The sequence below is a fragment of the Roseovarius atlanticus genome (genome assembly GCF_001441615.1).
Lineage (GTDB): Bacteria > Pseudomonadota > Alphaproteobacteria > Rhodobacterales > Rhodobacteraceae > Roseovarius > Roseovarius atlanticus.
The window spans coordinates 144,762-160,553 of record NZ_LAXJ01000008.1; the positions used below are offsets into that span (position 1 = coordinate 144,762).

16 protein-coding genes are annotated in these 15,792 nt (G+C 65.6%); 10 read left to right on the top strand and 6 right to left on the bottom strand.

Annotated elements, in window-relative coordinates; genetic code table 11:
• Positions 1-21 precede the first annotated feature (21 nt).
• Both XM53_RS09580 and XM53_RS09585 read left to right on the top strand, forming a co-directional pair.
• Entirely contained in the window at positions 22-1,035 is a 1,014-nt protein-coding gene (locus XM53_RS09580; RefSeq protein WP_057792928.1) for an NAD-dependent epimerase/dehydratase family protein, read from the top strand.
• 103 nt (positions 1,036-1,138) lie between these two features.
• On the top strand, positions 1,139-2,770 hold the full coding sequence (locus tag XM53_RS09585; protein ID WP_057792699.1) for a SulP family inorganic anion transporter: 1,632 nt from the start codon (positions 1,139-1,141) through the stop codon (positions 2,768-2,770).
• 285 nt (positions 2,771-3,055) lie between these two features.
• Here the strand turns inward: XM53_RS09585 and XM53_RS09590 are convergent, their stop codons facing one another.
• Entirely contained in the window at positions 3,056-3,664 is a 609-nt protein-coding gene (locus XM53_RS09590; protein ID WP_057792700.1) for a flavin reductase family protein, read from the bottom strand.
• Between the two features lie 96 nt (positions 3,665-3,760).
• Here XM53_RS09590 and XM53_RS09595 point away from each other — a divergent pair, with 96 nt between their 5' ends.
• A complete protein-coding gene (locus XM53_RS09595; RefSeq protein WP_057792702.1) occupies positions 3,761-4,246 on the top strand; it encodes a GNAT family N-acetyltransferase in 486 nt (161 codons plus the stop codon).
• A 31-nt stretch (positions 4,247-4,277) separates the two neighbouring features.
• Entirely contained in the window at positions 4,278-5,066 is a 789-nt protein-coding gene (locus XM53_RS09600) for an EcsC family protein (protein WP_057792930.1), read from the top strand.
• A 43-nt stretch (positions 5,067-5,109) separates the two neighbouring features.
• Here XM53_RS09600 and ptsP read toward each other — a convergent pair whose 3' ends face one another.
• The 5 genes from ptsP to XM53_RS09625 all read right to left on the bottom strand — a co-directional run bounded on the left by ptsP (position 5,110) and on the right by XM53_RS09625 (position 10,646).
• Positions 5,110-7,362: a phosphoenolpyruvate--protein phosphotransferase gene (gene ptsP, locus XM53_RS09605; RefSeq protein ID WP_057792704.1), complete on the bottom strand. Its 2,253-nt coding sequence runs from the start codon at positions 7,360-7,362 to the stop codon at positions 5,110-5,112.
• A 194-nt stretch (positions 7,363-7,556) separates the two neighbouring features.
• Complete coding sequence (locus XM53_RS09610; RefSeq protein WP_057792706.1) at positions 7,557-8,795, bottom strand: aspartate kinase; 1,239 nt, start codon at positions 8,793-8,795, stop codon at positions 7,557-7,559.
• A 140-nt stretch (positions 8,796-8,935) separates the two neighbouring features.
• Positions 8,936-9,580 (bottom strand): SDR family NAD(P)-dependent oxidoreductase, encoded by a 645-nt coding sequence (locus XM53_RS09615; protein ID WP_057792708.1) that lies wholly within the window; start codon positions 9,578-9,580, stop codon positions 8,936-8,938.
• A 66-nt stretch (positions 9,581-9,646) separates the two neighbouring features.
• On the bottom strand, positions 9,647-10,096 hold the full coding sequence (locus tag XM53_RS09620; RefSeq protein ID WP_057792710.1) for a DUF1178 family protein: 450 nt from the start codon (positions 10,094-10,096) through the stop codon (positions 9,647-9,649).
• A gap of 79 nt (positions 10,097-10,175) precedes the next feature.
• Complete coding sequence (locus tag XM53_RS09625; protein ID WP_057792713.1) at positions 10,176-10,646, bottom strand: NUDIX hydrolase; 471 nt, start codon at positions 10,644-10,646, stop codon at positions 10,176-10,178.
• A gap of 198 nt (positions 10,647-10,844) precedes the next feature.
• Here XM53_RS09625 and modA point away from each other — a divergent pair, with 198 nt between their 5' ends.
• The 6 genes from modA (at position 10,845) to XM53_RS09645 (ending at position 15,619) form a co-directional block, all read left to right on the top strand.
• Positions 10,845-11,606, top strand: a complete 762-nt coding sequence (gene modA / locus XM53_RS09630; protein WP_057792715.1) for a molybdate ABC transporter substrate-binding protein — start codon at positions 10,845-10,847, stop codon at positions 11,604-11,606.
• Entirely contained in the window at positions 11,603-12,307 is a 705-nt protein-coding gene (gene modB, locus XM53_RS09635; RefSeq protein ID WP_082630886.1) for a molybdate ABC transporter permease subunit, read from the top strand. The genes modA and modB overlap by 4 nt, the downstream gene beginning before the upstream one ends.
• Positions 12,304-13,437 carry a molybdenum ABC transporter ATP-binding protein gene (modC, locus tag XM53_RS09640; RefSeq protein WP_057792717.1) on the top strand — a complete coding sequence of 378 codons (1,134 nt, stop codon included), beginning with the start codon at positions 12,304-12,306 and terminating at the stop codon, positions 13,435-13,437. Before modB ends, modC begins: the two co-directional genes overlap by 4 nt.
• A gap of 74 nt (positions 13,438-13,511) precedes the next feature.
• On the top strand, positions 13,512-13,676 hold the full coding sequence (locus tag XM53_RS23690) for a hypothetical protein (RefSeq protein ID WP_236544456.1): 165 nt from the start codon (positions 13,512-13,514) through the stop codon (positions 13,674-13,676).
• 20 nt (positions 13,677-13,696) lie between these two features.
• On the top strand, positions 13,697-13,849 hold the full coding sequence (locus XM53_RS22450; protein ID WP_236544462.1) for a hemin uptake protein HemP: 153 nt from the start codon (positions 13,697-13,699) through the stop codon (positions 13,847-13,849).
• Positions 13,850-13,954: 105 nt separating this feature from the next.
• Positions 13,955-15,619, top strand: a complete 1,665-nt coding sequence (locus XM53_RS09645) for an ABC transporter permease (protein WP_057792719.1) — start codon at positions 13,955-13,957, stop codon at positions 15,617-15,619.
• Positions 15,620-15,792 lie beyond the last annotated feature (173 nt).

Here is a 15,792-nt window from a genome sequence, read left to right on the forward strand (position 1 = left end):
GGCAGCGGGGACGACGCAGGCATGACGCGGGTTTTCATCACCGGAACGGCCGGTTTCATCGGCTATCACCTGGCGCAGCTTTTGCTGGACGAGGGGATGGCCGTGCATGGCTTCGACGGCATGACCGATTATTACGACGTGTCGCTGAAGGCGCGGCGGCATCAGATGCTGTTGCAATCGCCCAATTTCACCGCGACCGAGGCGATGCTGGAGGATGTCGCGGCGCTGGACAGCGCCGTGGATGCCTGCGCGCCGGATATCATCGTGCATTTGGCCGCACAGGCCGGCGTGCGCTACAGCCTGGAAAATCCGCGCGCCTATATCGAGGCGAACGTGGTGGGCACCTTCAACGTGATGGAGGCGGCCAAGCGCCACGAGGTGCGGCACCTGCTGATGGCCTCGACCAGTTCGGTCTACGGGGCCGAGACCGACATGCCCTATGCCGAGACGCAGAAGGCCGACACGCCGATGACGATCTATGCCGCCACCAAGAAGGCGACCGAGGCGATGGGCCATTCCTATGCCCATCTGTGGAACCTGCCGACGACGATGTTCCGGTTTTTCACCGTCTACGGCCCCTGGGGGCGGCCGGACATGGCGCTTTACAAGTTCGTGGATGCGATCCTGGAGGGGCGGCCGATAGACGTTTATAACCACGGCGAAATGTACCGCGATTTCACTTATGTCACCGACCTGGTGCGCGGAATCCGCCTGTTGATGGACGCGGCACCGGTGCGGCCGCAGAGCCCCGAGGCGATTGCAGAGGGCGACAGCCTGTCGCCGGTGGCACCCTATCGTGTGGTCAATATCGGAAACTCCAGGACGGTGCGTCTGACCGATTTCGTCGATGCGATCGAGGCGGCGCTGGGCATGACCGCCGAGCGCAACCTGATAGAGATACAGAAGGGCGACGTGCCGGCCACGTGGGCCGATGCCAGCCTGTTGCGAAGCCTGACGGGCTATAGCCCGGATACGGACGTGCGCGACGGGGTTCGCCAGTTCGTGGCGTGGTTCCGGGACTATTACGGCAGGTAGTCCCGCCGCGTTCATGGCCGGGTTCCGAAATTGGCAATGGTCAATCGCGCCCGTTCGCGTTAGGGGGACGCTCGCGCGAAAAATACCATTCAGGATACCCCCCGTGAAACGCACCTTGCTGGCCGACTGGGCCAAACGCTTTGATCTGTCCGAATTGAGCCTGACGCCCGGAGAGCGGCTGAGCCCGGCGCGGCTGCGGATCGAGCTGTTGTCGGGGCTGACCGTGGCGCTGGCGCTGGTGCCCGAGGCGGTGGCCTTTGCCTTTGTCGCCGGGGTGCACCCGCTGGTAGGGCTTTACGCGGCCTTCATCGTGGGGCTGATCACCGCGCTGATCGGCGGCCGGCCCGGCATGATCAGCGGGGCGACGGGCGCGCTGGCGGTGGTGATGGTGTCGCTGGTGGCGCAGCATGGGGTTGAATACCTTTTTGCCACCGTCGTTCTGATGGGGATCTTGCAGATCACGGCGGGGGTGCTGCGCTGGGGCAAGTTCATCCGGCTGGTGCCGCATCCGGTGATGCTGGGCTTCGTCAATGGTCTCGCCATCGTGATTTTCCTGGCGCAATTGGGCCAGTTCAAGGTGCCAGGCACGATGGAGAATACCGGCCACGGGATGAGCGGGGGTGAATGGCTGTCGGGCGCGCCGCTTTACACCATGCTGGCGCTGGTGGCGCTGACAATGGCGGTGGTCTGGCTGATGCCGCGGGTGACCAAGGTCATTCCGGCACCGCTGGCGGGGATCGGGCTGGTGGCCGGGATCGTCGTGGTGTTCGGGTTAGACGTGCCGCGGGTGGGGGATTTGGCGTCGATCCAGGGCGGTTTGCCGGCCTTTCACATTCCGACCGTGCCGCTGACGCTGGAGACGTTCGAGATCATACTGCCCTATGCCGTAATCCTGGCCGCGATTGGTCTGATCGAAAGCCTGCTAACGCTGAACCTAGTGGGCGAAATGACGAACAAGCGCGGCGGGGCCAGCCAGGAATGCATCGCGCAGGGCGTGGCCAACACCGTGACCGGGTTCTTCGGTGGCATGGGTGGGTGCGCCATGATCGGTCAGTCGATCATCAACGTGAAATCGGGCGGGCGCACGCGGATCGCGGGGATCTGTGCGGCGGTGTTCCTGCTGATCTTCATCCTGTTCGCCTCGCCGCTGATCGAGCAGATCCCGCTGGCCGCCCTGGTGGGCGTGATGTTCATGGTGGTGATCGGGACCTTTGCCTGGAACTCGCTGCGCATCCTGCGCAAGGTGCCTCTGTCGGACGCGCTGGTGATCGTGCTGGTGACGGTGGTGACGGTGCAGTACGACCTGGCCATCGCCGTGGTCGTGGGGGTGATCGTGTCGGCGCTGACCTATGCCTGGAACAACGCCAAGCGCATCCACGCCATAACCGGCAAGGAGATGGACGGCACCAAGGTTTATCGCGTGCAGGGGCCGCTGTTCTTTGGTTCGGCCAGCGGCTTCGTTGAGCTGTTCGACCCCGACAGCGACCCCGAAAAGGTGATCGTGGACTTTGCCGAGAGCCGGGTCGTGGACCAGTCGGCGTTGCAGGCCATCGAAGCGGTGGCGGGCAAGTACCTGGCGGCGGGCAAGCGGTTGCAGTTGCGGCACCTGACGCGGGATTGCCACCGGATGCTGAACAAGGCCGGACACCTGATGGTCGACAGCGACGACGACCCCGATTACGGGCTGGCCGTGGATTACGACGTAAAGACCGGGGTTCTGGGCGGGGGGCATTGACGGCCTGCCGGGGCGGGCGCGCGTGGGTTTTCGCCCACCCTACGCAATCCCGGACGTGATCCGGGATCTCCTTGTGCGAGAGGTCCCTGAACGCGGTAGAGCATGTAGCTTGAGCGCGGAATCAAGGCCGAAGGCCGCCGCGCCATCGCCGGCCCCCTCCCTGGGGGCGGCGATTGGTTAGGTCAGGCGTATCGCGTGCAGGTTTTCCGGATTTGGCTGCGATAAAGTGCTCAGCCCACCCGTCGGGTCGCCACCCCGGGGGCCGGCGCTGGCGCGGCTTGCGGCTCAGCTTTCTCCCGGACGCGCGATGGCGAATTTCTCGCGCACCACGGTGTAATCCTTGTATCCCATCCGCGCGAGCGGGTTGAAACTGAGCACGTCGAAGATGCCGTCCTTCAGGCAGTCGTCGCGGATGTAGACGCCTGTGACCTCTCCGAACACCACCTTGTTGGCCTCGCCCGGCAGATCGACGATCTGCGTCAGTTTGCATTCAAGCGCTGCGGGCGCGGCGGCCACGCGGGAGCAGGGGATGGTCTCGCAGGCCGCCCGTTCGATGGCGGCATCGGTGAATTCGTCGATGTCCATGGGCCAGGGGCCAGAGGTCTGGTTCATCGCGTCGCGCATCGCGTATTCCACGATGTTGACGCAGAACACGCCTGTGTCGCGAATATTGGCGACGCTGTCCTTGGTGTCGCCCCGGTCGGGCTTGGTCGAGGTCGAGGAGAACATCACCTGGGGCGGCACGTAGGCCACGGCGTTGAAGAACGAATAGGGCGCGAGGTTTTCCGAGCCGTCGCTGCCGCGGGTCGAGATCCAGCCGATGGGGCGGGGGGCCACGATGGCGTTGAACGGGTTGTGCGGCAGGCCGTGGCCGTCTTCGGGGCGGTAGAACATGGGCACCTTTCAGGGGTGTTGCGATTGCGTTTGGACATAGACCTAGCCGCGTGCTAGGCGACGTTCCACCAGTTATTTCAAAGGACAAGGCGCCGCGTGTTCGATCTGGCCCCGGAAACGAAAGCCGATTGGTGGGAGGTGGAGGCGCTTTACGACCTGTGTTTCGCACCGGGGCGCGAGGCACTGTCCTCGTACCGACTGCGCGATGGTGTGGCGCCGGTGGCGGCGCTGTGCCTGGTAGCGCGGGATGAGGGGCGCATCCTGGCCGGGGCGATCCGGGTCTGGCCGGTGCGGATCGGCCCGGCGCGGGCCTTGCTTGTGGGGCCCATAGCGGTGCACCCGACGCGCCAGGGCGAGGGGCTGGGCGGGTACCTTATTCGCGAGGCGCTGCGGATCGGGCAGGAGGCCGGCTGGGACCGGGCGATGCTGGTGGGCGATGCGCCGTATTACCAGCGGTTCGGCTTTGCCCGGCTGGACAAGGTGAAGATGCCGCCGCCCACCAACCCCGAGCGGGTGCTAGGCATCGCGCTGACCCCCGGCGCGTGGGACGGAATTGCCGGCAAAGTCATGCGGGACGCTTGAAAAAGCGGCGGCGGTGCCCGATCTTTTGTCCATGGTCAAGAAAACCTATTCCGAGATTCTGCCGGCGGCGATAGATGCGAGTGCGGTAGAGGCGCGCCTAAAGGCGCTGGCCGAGCGGCACCGCCGTGCCGGGAACGTGGGCATCCAGGTGCTGAACATGATCGGCGGCCAGGCCGAGGGGCTGTTGTCGCGTCTGCCGGTGCCGGTGCGGTCGCGGCTGGACGACAGCACCGAGCGGGCGCTGCGGATGGCGATGGAGACGGCGCACCGTTCGCGCGGCTATTTTCCGGACAGTCCCGGCTGGTTGAGTCGTGCGATGACCACTGCGATGGGGGCCGCGGGCGGCGCGGGCGGTTTGCCCACGGCGCTGGCGGAACTGCCCGTCACGACGACAGTGCTGTTGCGCGCGATCCAGGACGTGGCGGCCGAATACGGCTTTGATCCGGACGAGCCGGGCGTGCAATACGATTGCATCAAGGTGTTTGCCGCGGCCGGGCCGCTGGACCATGACGATGGCAGCGACCTGGCGTTTCTCAGCACGCGCGTTGCGGTGACCGGCAAGGCGGTGCAGGCATTGGTGGCCAAGGTCGCGCCCAGGCTGGCCACGGTGCTGGGTCAGAAGCTGGCGGCGCAAACCGTGCCCGTGCTGGGCGCGGCGGCAGGGGCGGCCACGAATTACGCCTTTACCAGCTACTATCAGCAGATGGCCCATGTGCATTTCGGCCTGCGCCGGCTGGCCATCGAGGCCGACCGCGATCATGGCGAATTGCTGGAGGATTTCCGGGCGCTGGTGGAGATGCCGACGGTGAAACGCGCCTGAGCGCCGTTGGGAGAAAAGAAAATTCGTACGAATTTTCTTGGGCTCAGAGCTTGCCCTTGAGATACTCCATGACCGCCGGCCGCACCGATTGGTCGCCGGCGTTGCGCACGCCGTCGATCACCTCGTAAAGCTCGCCCAGGTCGATGCGGCGCAGGATGGATTTCACCGGCCCGATGGAGGCCGGGCGCATCGAGAGGCTGCGCAGGCCGATCGCGGCAAAGCAGGCGGCCTCGACCGGGCGGCCGGCATCCTCGCCGCAGAAGCTGAGCGGCGTGTCATGCGCCTCACAGCGTTTCACGATGGATTCGATGAACGTCAGAAAGCTGACATTCAGCGTGTCGTAGCGCCTGCGCACCAGTTCGTTTTCGCGGTCGGCGGCGAAGAAGAACTGCTTGAGATCGTTGCCGCCGATGGACAGGAAATCGACCTCCCGGTAAAACGAGTCCGGCGCAAAGGCCAGCGACGGGGTTTCCAGCATCGCGCCGACCTCGATGTCCGAGGGCAGCGGGTGGCCGAGGATACGCTCGCGTTCCAGAGCCTTGTTCATTTCGGCATTGGCGGCGGAGAATTCCTCTCGCTGGGCGACGAAGGGGAACATCACCGACAGCGGGCGCCCTTTGGCGGCGCGCACGAGCGCCTGAAGCTGCATCCGCATCACGCCGGGCTTGTCGAGCGCCACGCGCACCGCGCGCCAGCCAAGCGCGGGGTTGGGCTCGTCTATGACCTTCATGTAGGGCAGCACCTTGTCCGACCCGATGTCGAGCGTGCGGAAGCAGACGCGCTTGCCGCGGGCGGCGTCCATGACGTGGGCGTAAAGCTCGCTCAGTTCCGCCCGGCGGGGCATGTGGGCGCGCACGAGGAACTGAAGCTCGGTGCGGAAGAGGCCCACGCCTTCGGCACCGGATCCTTCGAGGCTGGGCAGGTCGGCCATGAGGCCGGCGTTCATGTGCAGGGCGAGCCGGGTGCCGCACAGCGTTTCGGCGGGCTTGTCGCGGATCGAGGCATAGCGTTCCTGGGCCTGGGCCTGCATCGCCATCTTGTCGCGGAAGGCGGCAACGACGTTGTCGTCGGGGCGCAGATGCACGATGCCCTGGTCGCCGTCGACCATGATGAAATCGCCGTTGAGCGCCTCGTTGGTGATGCGGCTGGCGTGGATCACCAGCGGAATGGCCAGCGCGCGCGCGACGATGGCGGCATGGCTGCCGACCGAGCCTTCCTCGAGCACGATGCCGCGCAGTTTGCGGCCGTAGTCCAGCAATTCGCCGGGCCCGATATTGCGCGCGATCAGGATCGGGTCGTCGGGCATTTCCGCACCGGTTTCCGCGCCCTGCCCGGTGAGGATGCGCAGCAGTCGATTGCTCAGGTCATCGAGGTCGTGGAGGCGATCGCGCAGATACGGATCGGTCACTTGCGTCATCCGGGCGCGGGTGGTGGATTGTTCCTTTTCCACCGCCGCCTCGGCCGAGAGACCGCGCGCGATATCCTCTTCCATCCGCTTCATCCAGCCCTTGGAATTGGCGAACATGCGGTAGGCTTCGAGCACCTGAAGCTGTTCCTTGTCGCCGGTCGCGGCTGTGCTGAGCATACGGTCGACACCTACACGCAGGGTCTCTACGGCCTCTTCCAGCCGTTCCAGTTCGCGGTTTGGATCCTCGGCGATGGGGTTGGTGACCACGACGCGCGGCTCATGCAGCCAGACACGGCCTTGCGCGGCACCTTCCTGTGCGATGCCGCCGCGGAAGAGCACCGGCTGCTGGTGGCGGGCGGACATGGCCGCACCTTCGCCGACGAAAGCGCCCAGCTCGGCCATCTCGGCGATGACCATGGCGACCACCTCGACGGCGTAGAGTTCCTCGTCGGAATATTCGCGCGACTGTTTCGACTGAACGACCAGCACGCCCAAGGTTTCGCCCAGCCGCTGGATCGGCACGCCCATGAACGATGAATAGGCCTCTTCACCGGTTTCCGGCATGTAGCGAAAACCGCGTGCGGCGGGGGCATTGTCGGTATTTACGACCTTGCCGGTGCGGGCGACGCGGCCCACTAGACCCTCGCCCAGTTTCATCCGGGTCTGGTGCACGGCATCGCGGTTGAGACCTTCTGTGGCGCAAAGCTCCAGCGTCTGCTCGTCGCGGAAAAGGTAGATCGAGCACACTTCGGTGCGCATTTCCTCGGCGATGAGCGTGGTTATCGCGTCCAGCCTGGCCTGGCCGGCGGCATCCTCGGCCATGAGCGCGCGCAAACGCGAGAGCATCTGGCGGCTGTCGGTCTGTACGGGATCGCCGTCGGGTGTCATCGCGGTCGAAGCCTTTCGGTTCGGATGGGCTGGCCAGAAGCCGGACCGTTTAAATCACAGGTGCAGGCCGATGTGAAAGGACAATGTGCAGTCCCGAATGAAGATTGTCGAAAATGCAGAAATGCAATCTTGGGTTGCGCTGGTCACAAGGTACGCCGCCGGCGGTGTCTGAAGGATCGCGCGGCGGGGCGGGATCAGGCGGATTTGTCCAGCTCGAACGCGTCGTGCAGCGATTGCACGGCCAGTTCCATGTACTTGCGGTCGATCAGCACCGAGATCTTGATCTCGGAGGTCGAGATGACCTTGATGTTGATGCCCTCGTCGCGCAGCGTCTGGAACATCTTGGCGGCGACGCCCGACTGGCTGCGCATACCGATGCCCACGGCCGAGACCTTGGCCACGTTGGTGTCGGCCACGAGGTCGTGAAAGTTGATCTCGCCTTTTTCCTTGGCGCCCTTGAGCGCCTTTTCGGCGCGGGCCACCTGGTCCACGGGACATGAGAATGTCATGTCGGTGCGGCCTTCCTCGGAGATGTTCTGGATGATCATGTCCACGTTGACGCCCGCATTCGACAGCGGCCCGAAAATGGCGGCGGCGATGCCGGGGCGGTCGGCGACGGAGATAAGGGTCATCTTCGCCTCGTCGCGGGAATAGGCGATGCCGTTGACCACGTTTGATTCCATGATTTCCTCCTCGGCGCAGACCAGGGTTCCTGCGTCGTCCGATTGTTCCTCGAAACTTGATAGCACGCGCAGACGCACGTTGTAGCGCATCGCCAACTCGACCGAGCGGGTCTGAAGGACCTTGGCCCCCAGGCTGGCGAGTTCCAGCATTTCCTCGAAGGCGATCTTGTCGAGCTTGCGCGCCTTGTCGGTGATGCGCGGGTCGGTGGTGTAGACGCCGTCGACATCCGTATAGATGTCGCAGCGTTCCGCGCCGAAGGCGGCGGCGAAGGCCACGGCGGTCGTATCCGACCCGCCCCGGCCCAGCGTGGTGATCCGGCCCTCGGGGCTGACGCCCTGGAAGCCCGCGACCACGGCGACCTGCATCCCTTCGCCGAACTTGGCGTTGATGTTGTCAGTCGGAATTTCCTCGATCCGCGCGGCGGAGTGGGACGAGTTGGTTTTCAGCGGCACCTGCCAGCCCTGCCAGCTGCGCGCGGGGATGTCCATTTCCTGCAAGGTGAGCGCCATGAGGCCGGCGGTGACGGCCTCGCCCGAGCTGACAACGGCGTCGTATTCGCGCGCGTCGTAAAGCGGCGAGATCTCGTCGACCCAGCCGACCAGTTCATTGGTGCGCCCGGCCATGGCCGAGACGATGACGATCACGTCATAGCCCTTGGCCACCTCGACGCCGACGCGCTTCGCCGCCCGGCGGATGCGGTCGATGTTGGCCACCGAAGTGCCGCCGAATTTCATCACGAGCAGGGGCATGGCTGCGTCCTTGGATCAGATCGCAGGTGCTTTACGCGGGTGCGCGGCGAAGGGCAAGGGCCGAGCGTGTGCGTTGCGCGCCCGAGAAAATTCGTACGAATTTTCTCGGGCATTTTCTTCGCTGAAGAAAATTGCGCGGGTCAAAAAGGATGATCCTTGCCATCCCAGGTCTTGAAACAGCCGGTGCTGTCAAGATCGAGCGCATCGAAACGGTCCATCAGGCCCGACGCGGCCTCGTCCACGGAAATGTCGGCGCTGTCTCCGCCCATGTCCGTGCGGACCCAGCCGGGGTGATAGATGCCCACGGCAAGCCCCAGCGTCGCGAGGTCGCGGGCCAGGTTGCGCCCCAGATTCAGGGCCGCCGCCTTGGACGCGCGGTAGATATAGCTGCCGCCCGGGGCGCGTTCGTGGCTGGCCATCTGGCTGGAAATGATCGCGATCCGGCCGGCCTCGGCGGCTTGCAGGCAGGGCAGAAGCGTCTGCACCGTCAGGAAGACGCCGGTGACGTTGGTGGCAAAGCTGTCGGTCCACATTTTGACCGGATAGCCGTCGGGCAGTGTCTCGCCCTTGTCGAGGTAGACGCCCGCGTTGCAGATCAGAAGGTCCACCGGTGAGCCGTCGAGCCGCGCGGCGAAGGCGCGATGGCTGGCGGGGTCGGCGACGTCAAGCGTGTGCGTGGCCTCGGGGTCGCGCGTGGTGCCGGTAACTTCGTCGCCGCGGCGTGCATAGCCTTCGGCCAGTGCGGCGCCGATCCCGCGGTTTGCGCCGGTGATCACGACATGCATTCGGTGTCCTTTTCCTGGCATCGACAAAAGCGCGGTCTGGGCGGTGCCCCCGCGCCAAACAAGATATCAGTTCGACTTGCGGCCCGGTACGAAGGGCAAAGGCAGAACCGGAACGCCATCTTCCATCAGTTTGCGGGCCTCTTCGGGCCGGGCCTCGCCGTGGATGGCGCGTTGCGGGGTCAGGCCGTCATGCATGTCGCGGGCCTGGGCGGCGAATTTGAGGCCGACATATTCGGAATTTTCTTCAACCTGTTTTTTCAGAGCAGCGATAGCGCGGGCGCGGTCGTCGGAGGGCGCGGCGAGGCGTGATGGCGCGTGCGTGGACCGGTCGGTCGCGTGGCCGGTCTCGCGGCTGGCGCGCACGCTTGGGGCCATCAGCGCCTTTTCCACCGAGGTCGAGCCGCAAATCGCGCAGGAAATCATGCCGGCGGCCTCAAGCTTGTCGAATGCCGAGGCCGACTGGAACCAGCTTTCGAACTGGTGATCGTGATCGCATTTCAGGGTGAATTTTATCACCGGCCTGCTCCGCTTCGAAACCAATGAGAGAAATAGGCGGATCGCCGGAAAAATCAAGCAGAACGGGCGATTGGCGGCGTCAGTGCCGGCGCGGGTCGAACGATTTCAGCAGGTGAGCGAGCTCCGGTTCCTCTACCCGTTTGGCCGCTTTCTTGAGGCTCATCCAGCGGCGCTTGCGTTGTCCGGCTTCGGGGAAGTCATCGGCCAGGGCATCGACCTTGACGGGATAGACCATCACGACGCAGGGCAAGCGGTCGGCGGCGCCCACGCCCTTGGTGTAGGAAAAAAGCGCAAGGCAGGTGCCGGTGACCTTGCCGCGCACGCCGGCCTCTTCCCAGGCCTCGCGCAAGGCGCTTTGGCCCGGTGTCTTGCCTTCCATGGGCCAGCCCTTGGGGATGATCCAGCGCCCGGTGCGGCGCGACGTGATCATCAGAACCTGCGGCTTGCCGGCCTTCATGCGATAGCACAGCGCGCCGAACTGGCTGCGCACATCGCGCTTGTCGGCGATTTGCAGCGTGAGAGGATACTGATCTTTGCCCTGTAAACTCATCCTGGTCCGATCTCTGCGCACCTGTCCAGGCGGACGTGTATATACGTAGTATTAACGCTATCGTCGCAGATTGATATGAAATTTGTATGATGCCAAGAACAATTCGAACCGATTGTGGTGTCGGTGCCGAACCCGAGGCGCGCGCCGCGCGCCAGGGCGGCCCTTGTGTCACCTCACGAACTGCAAGATACTCTGGCAATGATGCGGTTTTTCGGATTGCTGACAATCATTTGCGTGGCGGTGGCCGCCACGGTGCCGGCCCGTTCCGACGCGCCGGTGACGATCTTTGCCGCGGCGTCTTTGCGCGGCGCGCTGGAGGCCGCGCTGGAAGGGTCGGACACCGACGCGCGCATCTCCTACGGCGGGTCGGGGACGATGGCGCGGCAGGTGGCGCAGGGCGCGCCGGCGGATATCGTCATTCTTGCCAACGTGGCGTGGATGGACTGGCTGCAAGAGCAGGGCCACCTCGCGCCGTCGACCCGTGCGGACCTGCTGGGCAACCGGCTGGTTCTGGTGGGGCCGCAGGACGCGCCGGCGCTGGCGGAGGTGACCGTCGATGGTCTGCTGGCCCGGCTGGCCGGGGGGCGGCTGGCGGTCGGCCACACCCAGGCGGTGCCCGCAGGGATCTATGCGAAGCAGTGGATGCAGGCGGCGGGCCTATGGGACGCGCTGCGCCCGCAGCTTGCCGAGACGGAAAATGTCCGCGCCGCGTTGGCGCTGGTGTCGCGCGGAGAAACGCCCCTGGGCGTGGTCTATGCCAGTGATGCCGAGGCCGATCGAGGGGTGCAGGTTCTGAGCCGGATCGACCCCGCGTTGCACGATCCGATCGTGTACCCGGCGGCTTTGGTTGCGGGACGCGAAACCGAAGCGGCAAAAGCGGTGCTGGCGCAGCTGCGATCCGAGACGGCCGGGCAGGCGTTCGTCGCCCACGGCTTTTCCCTGGCCGGACGCGCGCCGTGAGCCTGGAGCTCAGTGAAGTGGAATGGGCCGCGCTGACCCTCTCGCTCAAAGTTTCGGCCTGGGCGGTGGTGATCAGCCTGCCGCCGGCCATTGCGGTAGCCTGGGTGCTGGCGCGCAAGCGGTTTCCGGGCAAGGCACTGCTGAGCGCACTGGTGCATCTGCCGCTGGTCCTGCCGCCGGTGGTCACCGGGTATCTGCTGCTGCTGACCTTCGGGATGAACGGCGCGCTGGGCCGGATGCTGGCGGATTGGGGCATCGTGCTGGCCTTTCGCTGGACCGGCGCGGCACTGGCGGCGGGGATCATGGGGTTCCCGCTGATGGTGCGGGCGATCCGGCTGGCGATCGAGGCGGTCGATCCCAAGCTGGAAGCGGCGGCCGAGACGCTGGGCGCGGGGCGGGCGGCACGGTTTCGCACGGTGACGCTGCCGCTGATCGCGCCCGGTATCCTGGCCGGCGTGGTGCTGGGGTTCGCCAAGGCGATGGGAGAGTTCGGCGCAACCATCACCTTCGTCGCCAACATCCCCGGCGAGACGCAGACGCTGCCGTCGGCGATTTATGCCTTTCTGCAAGTGCCGGGCGGCGAAGCCGGGGCTGTCAGGCTGGTGATCCTTGCGATCATCGTGGCGCTGGGCGCGGTGCTGGTGTCGGAATGGCTGGCACGACGGGTTGCCCGGCGCATCGGGCAGGACGCGCCGCGATGAGCCTGGACGTCGACCTGCGCCACCGCTTTCCGGGGCTGGACCTGTCGGTGTCGTTCCGGGCCGGGCCGGGCGTGACGGCGCTGTTCGGCCCGTCCGGGGCGGGCAAGTCGAGCGTGGTCAACGCTATCGCCGGGCTGCTGCGGCCGGGTGGCGGGCGCATCGCGCTGGAGGAGACGGTGTTGTTCGACGCGGAGCGGGGCGTGCATGTTCCCGCATCGCAGCGGCGGATCGGCTATGTCTTTCAGGACGGGCGGTTGTTTCCGCACATGACCGTCGCGGCGAATATCGGCTATGGCGCCCGCTTTGCAAAAGGCGGGCTCGACCGGGACGAGATGCGGCGGGTCGTGGACCTGCTGGGGCTGGAGGCGCTGCTGCATCGCCGGCCCAACACCCTGTCGGGCGGGGAAAAGCAACGGGTGGCGCTGGCGCGGGCCTGGTTGTCGCGGCCGCGGCTGTTGCTGATGGACGAGCCGTTGGCGGCGCTGGACGAGCCGCGCAAGGACGAGATTTTCCCCTATCTGGAGCGGCTGCGCGACGTGGCGCAGGTGCCGATCGTCTATGTGTCGCACAACCTGGCCGAGGTGGCACGGCTGGCCGACGACCTGGTGGTCCTGCAGCGCGGACAGGTGGTGCTGTCGGGCAGCGCCGAGGCGGTGCTGAGCGACCCCAAGGCGTTGCCGCTGGTCGGTGTCCGGGAGGCCGGCGCGATCCTGCCTGCACGCGTGGCCGAACACGGGGCCGACGGGCTGAGCCGGCTGACACTGTCGGGGGGCGAGTTGCTGTTGCCCGGCGTGACGGCGCCCGAAGGCAGCACGATCCGTCTGCGGGTGCTGGCGCAGGATGTGCTGATCTCGCGGGCCGCACCCGAGGGGTTGTCATCGCACAACGTGCTGCCGGTCGATGTGGTGGCGCTGCATCGCGGGATGGGGCCCGGTGTTGCGGTGCAATTGCGGGCGGGTCGGGACGTGTTTCTGGCACGGATCACGCAGCGGGCGGCGACCGAGCTGGGGCTTCAGCCCGGCATGACCTGCTTTGCGATCTTGAATGCCACCGCTATTCCACGCGGCAGCATCGGCGGTTCGGCGGGGTTATCGCCACGGAAAAATGCGGGAGTTGACATTTCCGACTAATTCAATCAGAAATTAAGCAAGCCAGCCTGCAAGGTCAGCCATCCACCTAGAATCGCAAGCAATGGAGCGCGATCATGCATGTGATGCCTTACCCTGAAACGGCTGGCCGAGAGCCGCGGCACGTACCGATGCCGCACCCCCGATCCTTCACCCTTCTCGACGCCGCGATGACAAGCGGGCTGTGCCTTGACCTGATGCTGGAGCGGCTGTTGCAGGCCGCCGGGGAGACAGGCGCATGATCCGCGCGCAGACGAAAGAGATGCCGCAACTGGTGGCGGCGAGCGAGGCGGGCGAAACGCTTCATGATGCACGCGATCTGACACGCGGGCAATCGACCGCGCAGATCACGCTGGATGACAAGGTCTACACGCTGCGGATCACTCGGGCGGGCAAGCTGATCCTGACCAAGTGACGCCGCTACGTCGGGCCTGGTAAACCATTTTTGTCAGGTTTCTGCTGGCAAGTTCCGGCCGGATGTGGCAGCGAAGGGCGGTTGCTTCCACAAGGGACCCGCCGGATGTCGGAAAGCCTGCTGCATCGCCTGGCCTGGATCATCGTTGCATTGTGCGTGGCGCCGATCATTGCGTCGGCGCTGGCGGCGTTCACCGGCGATCTGGACACGTGGCGCAACGTGTTGTCGAGCGTGCTGCCGCGCTATACCGCGACGACGCTGGTTCTTGTGGTGGTCGTGGGCCTCAGCACGGCCGTGATCGGGTCGGTCACCGCATGGCTGGTGACGGTCTATCGCTTTCCGGGGCATCGCTGGCTGGAGATCGCGCTGGCGCTGCCGCTGGCCTTTCCGGCCTATGTGCTGGCCTATGCCTATACTTACCTATTGGACCATCCCGGCCCGGTGCAGACCCTGCTGCGCGATCTGACGGGCTGGGGGCCTCGGGATTATTGGTTTCCGGAGATCCGCAGCCTGGGCGGTGCGGCGCTGATGCTGATCATCGTGCTTTACCCTTATGTCTACCTGCTTGCGCGGGCGTCCTTTCGGCAGCAATCGTCGAACGCGTTCCTGGTGGCGCGCACGCTGGGGCAATCGCCAATGAAGGCGTTCTGGCGCGTGGCGTTGCCGATGGCGCGACCGGCCATCGCCGGGGGCGCACTGCTGGCGGTGATGGAGACGATCGCGGATTACGGCACTGTTGCCTTCTTCAATGTGCAGACGTTTGCGACCGGCATCTACCAGGCGTGGTTTTCGCTGGGGGACCGGCCCGCGGCGGCGCAGCTGTCGCTGTGCCTGCTGATGTTCGCTCTGCTGGTGGCAGGGCTGGAACGGGCGCAGCGGGGCCGCGCACAGACGGCGGGGCGCGGGGCGCGGTTCGACACGCTGGAAAAGCCGCAATTGACGGGCGGTGCGGGGTGGGTCGCGACGCTCATTTGTCTGGTGCCGGTTCTCTTGGGGTTCATCGTGCCGGTGATCATGCTGGGCACGATGGCGGTGGGGTCGGGCCAGAACCTCTTTGCGGCGCGCTATATCGGCTTCATGCAGAACTCGGTGATGCTGGCATCGGTGGCGTCGGTGCTGACGGTGCTGGGCGCGATCCTGATCGGGTTCCGGGCACGCACCCGCCCCACGCGACGCAGCAAGGCGCTGGTGGTGGGCGCAGGCCTGGGATACGCGGTGCCGGGGGGCGTCATTGCCGTCGGGCTGATGGTGCCGATGGCCGCGCTCGACAATCTGATCGATCGGATCATGGAGGCCAATTTCGGCATCGACACCGGGCTGCTGATCACCGGGTCGATCTGGTTGATGGTGCTGGCCTACATGACCCGGTTCATGGCTGCCGCCCTCAATGCCTATGACAGCGGTATGGCCACGGTGCCGGGGCATTTCGATGCCATCGGACGGTCGCTGGGGCATTCGGGGCCGAAGCTGCTCTTGCGGGTGCATCTACCGGTGGCGCGGTCGTCGGTCCTGACGGCGCTATTGATCGTTTTTGTGGATGTAATGAAGGAACTGCCCGCGACGCTGATCCTGCATCCGTTCAACTTTCAGACGCTGGCGGTGCAGGCGCACCGGCTGGCCGCCGACGAGCGCCTGCACGAGGCGGCAGTGCCTTCGCTGGTTCTGGTGGCGTTCGGGCTTTTGCCGGTGATCATCCTCTGCCGCTCGATCGGGCGCGAGGACCCTGGCCGCCGGGCCGCGCGGCTGGGCACGGCGGTTAAGGCGGGCTGAAAGCGGTTTCGCCGTGGGCTGCGCCCGCGGCGACCGGGGCGAGAGGCGCTGCCTCTCGCGCTCTCCGGGATATTTCTGGCCAGAGGAAGAATTGTGGTGGGGAATGCGCCGGCCCGCGGGGGGCGAACCGGCGCGTAATGAGAGCATTTTCGGGAAATCATGCATCGCTTTTC

Bases quoted from the DNA above. Each gene is read 5' to 3' on its own strand.
- XM53_RS09580 (WP_057792928.1), top strand. From the start codon at position 22: ATGACGCGGGTTTTCATCACCGGAACGGCCGGTTTCATCGGCTATCAC.
- XM53_RS09590 (WP_057792700.1), bottom strand. From the start codon at position 3,664: ATGTTCTACCGCCCCGAAGACGGCCACGGCCTGCCGCACAACCCGTTC.
- XM53_RS09600 (WP_057792930.1), top strand. From the start codon at position 4,278: ATGGTCAAGAAAACCTATTCCGAGATTCTGCCGGCGGCGATAGATGCG.
- ptsP (WP_057792704.1), bottom strand. From the start codon at position 7,362: ATGACACCCGACGGCGATCCCGTACAGACCGACAGCCGCCAGATGCTC.
- XM53_RS09610 (WP_057792706.1), bottom strand. From the start codon at position 8,795: ATGCCCCTGCTCGTGATGAAATTCGGCGGCACTTCGGTGGCCAACATC.
- XM53_RS09615 (WP_057792708.1), bottom strand. From the start codon at position 9,580: ATGCATGTCGTGATCACCGGCGCAAACCGCGGGATCGGCGCCGCACTG.
- XM53_RS09625 (WP_057792713.1), bottom strand. From the start codon at position 10,646: ATGAGTTTACAGGGCAAAGATCAGTATCCTCTCACGCTGCAAATCGCC.
- modA (WP_057792715.1), top strand. From the start codon at position 10,845: ATGATGCGGTTTTTCGGATTGCTGACAATCATTTGCGTGGCGGTGGCC.
- modC (WP_057792717.1), top strand. From the start codon at position 12,304: ATGAGCCTGGACGTCGACCTGCGCCACCGCTTTCCGGGGCTGGACCTG.
- XM53_RS23690 (WP_236544456.1), top strand. From the start codon at position 13,512: ATGCATGTGATGCCTTACCCTGAAACGGCTGGCCGAGAGCCGCGGCAC.
- XM53_RS22450 (WP_236544462.1), top strand. From the start codon at position 13,697: ATGCCGCAACTGGTGGCGGCGAGCGAGGCGGGCGAAACGCTTCATGAT.
- XM53_RS09645 (WP_057792719.1), top strand. From the start codon at position 13,955: ATGTCGGAAAGCCTGCTGCATCGCCTGGCCTGGATCATCGTTGCATTG.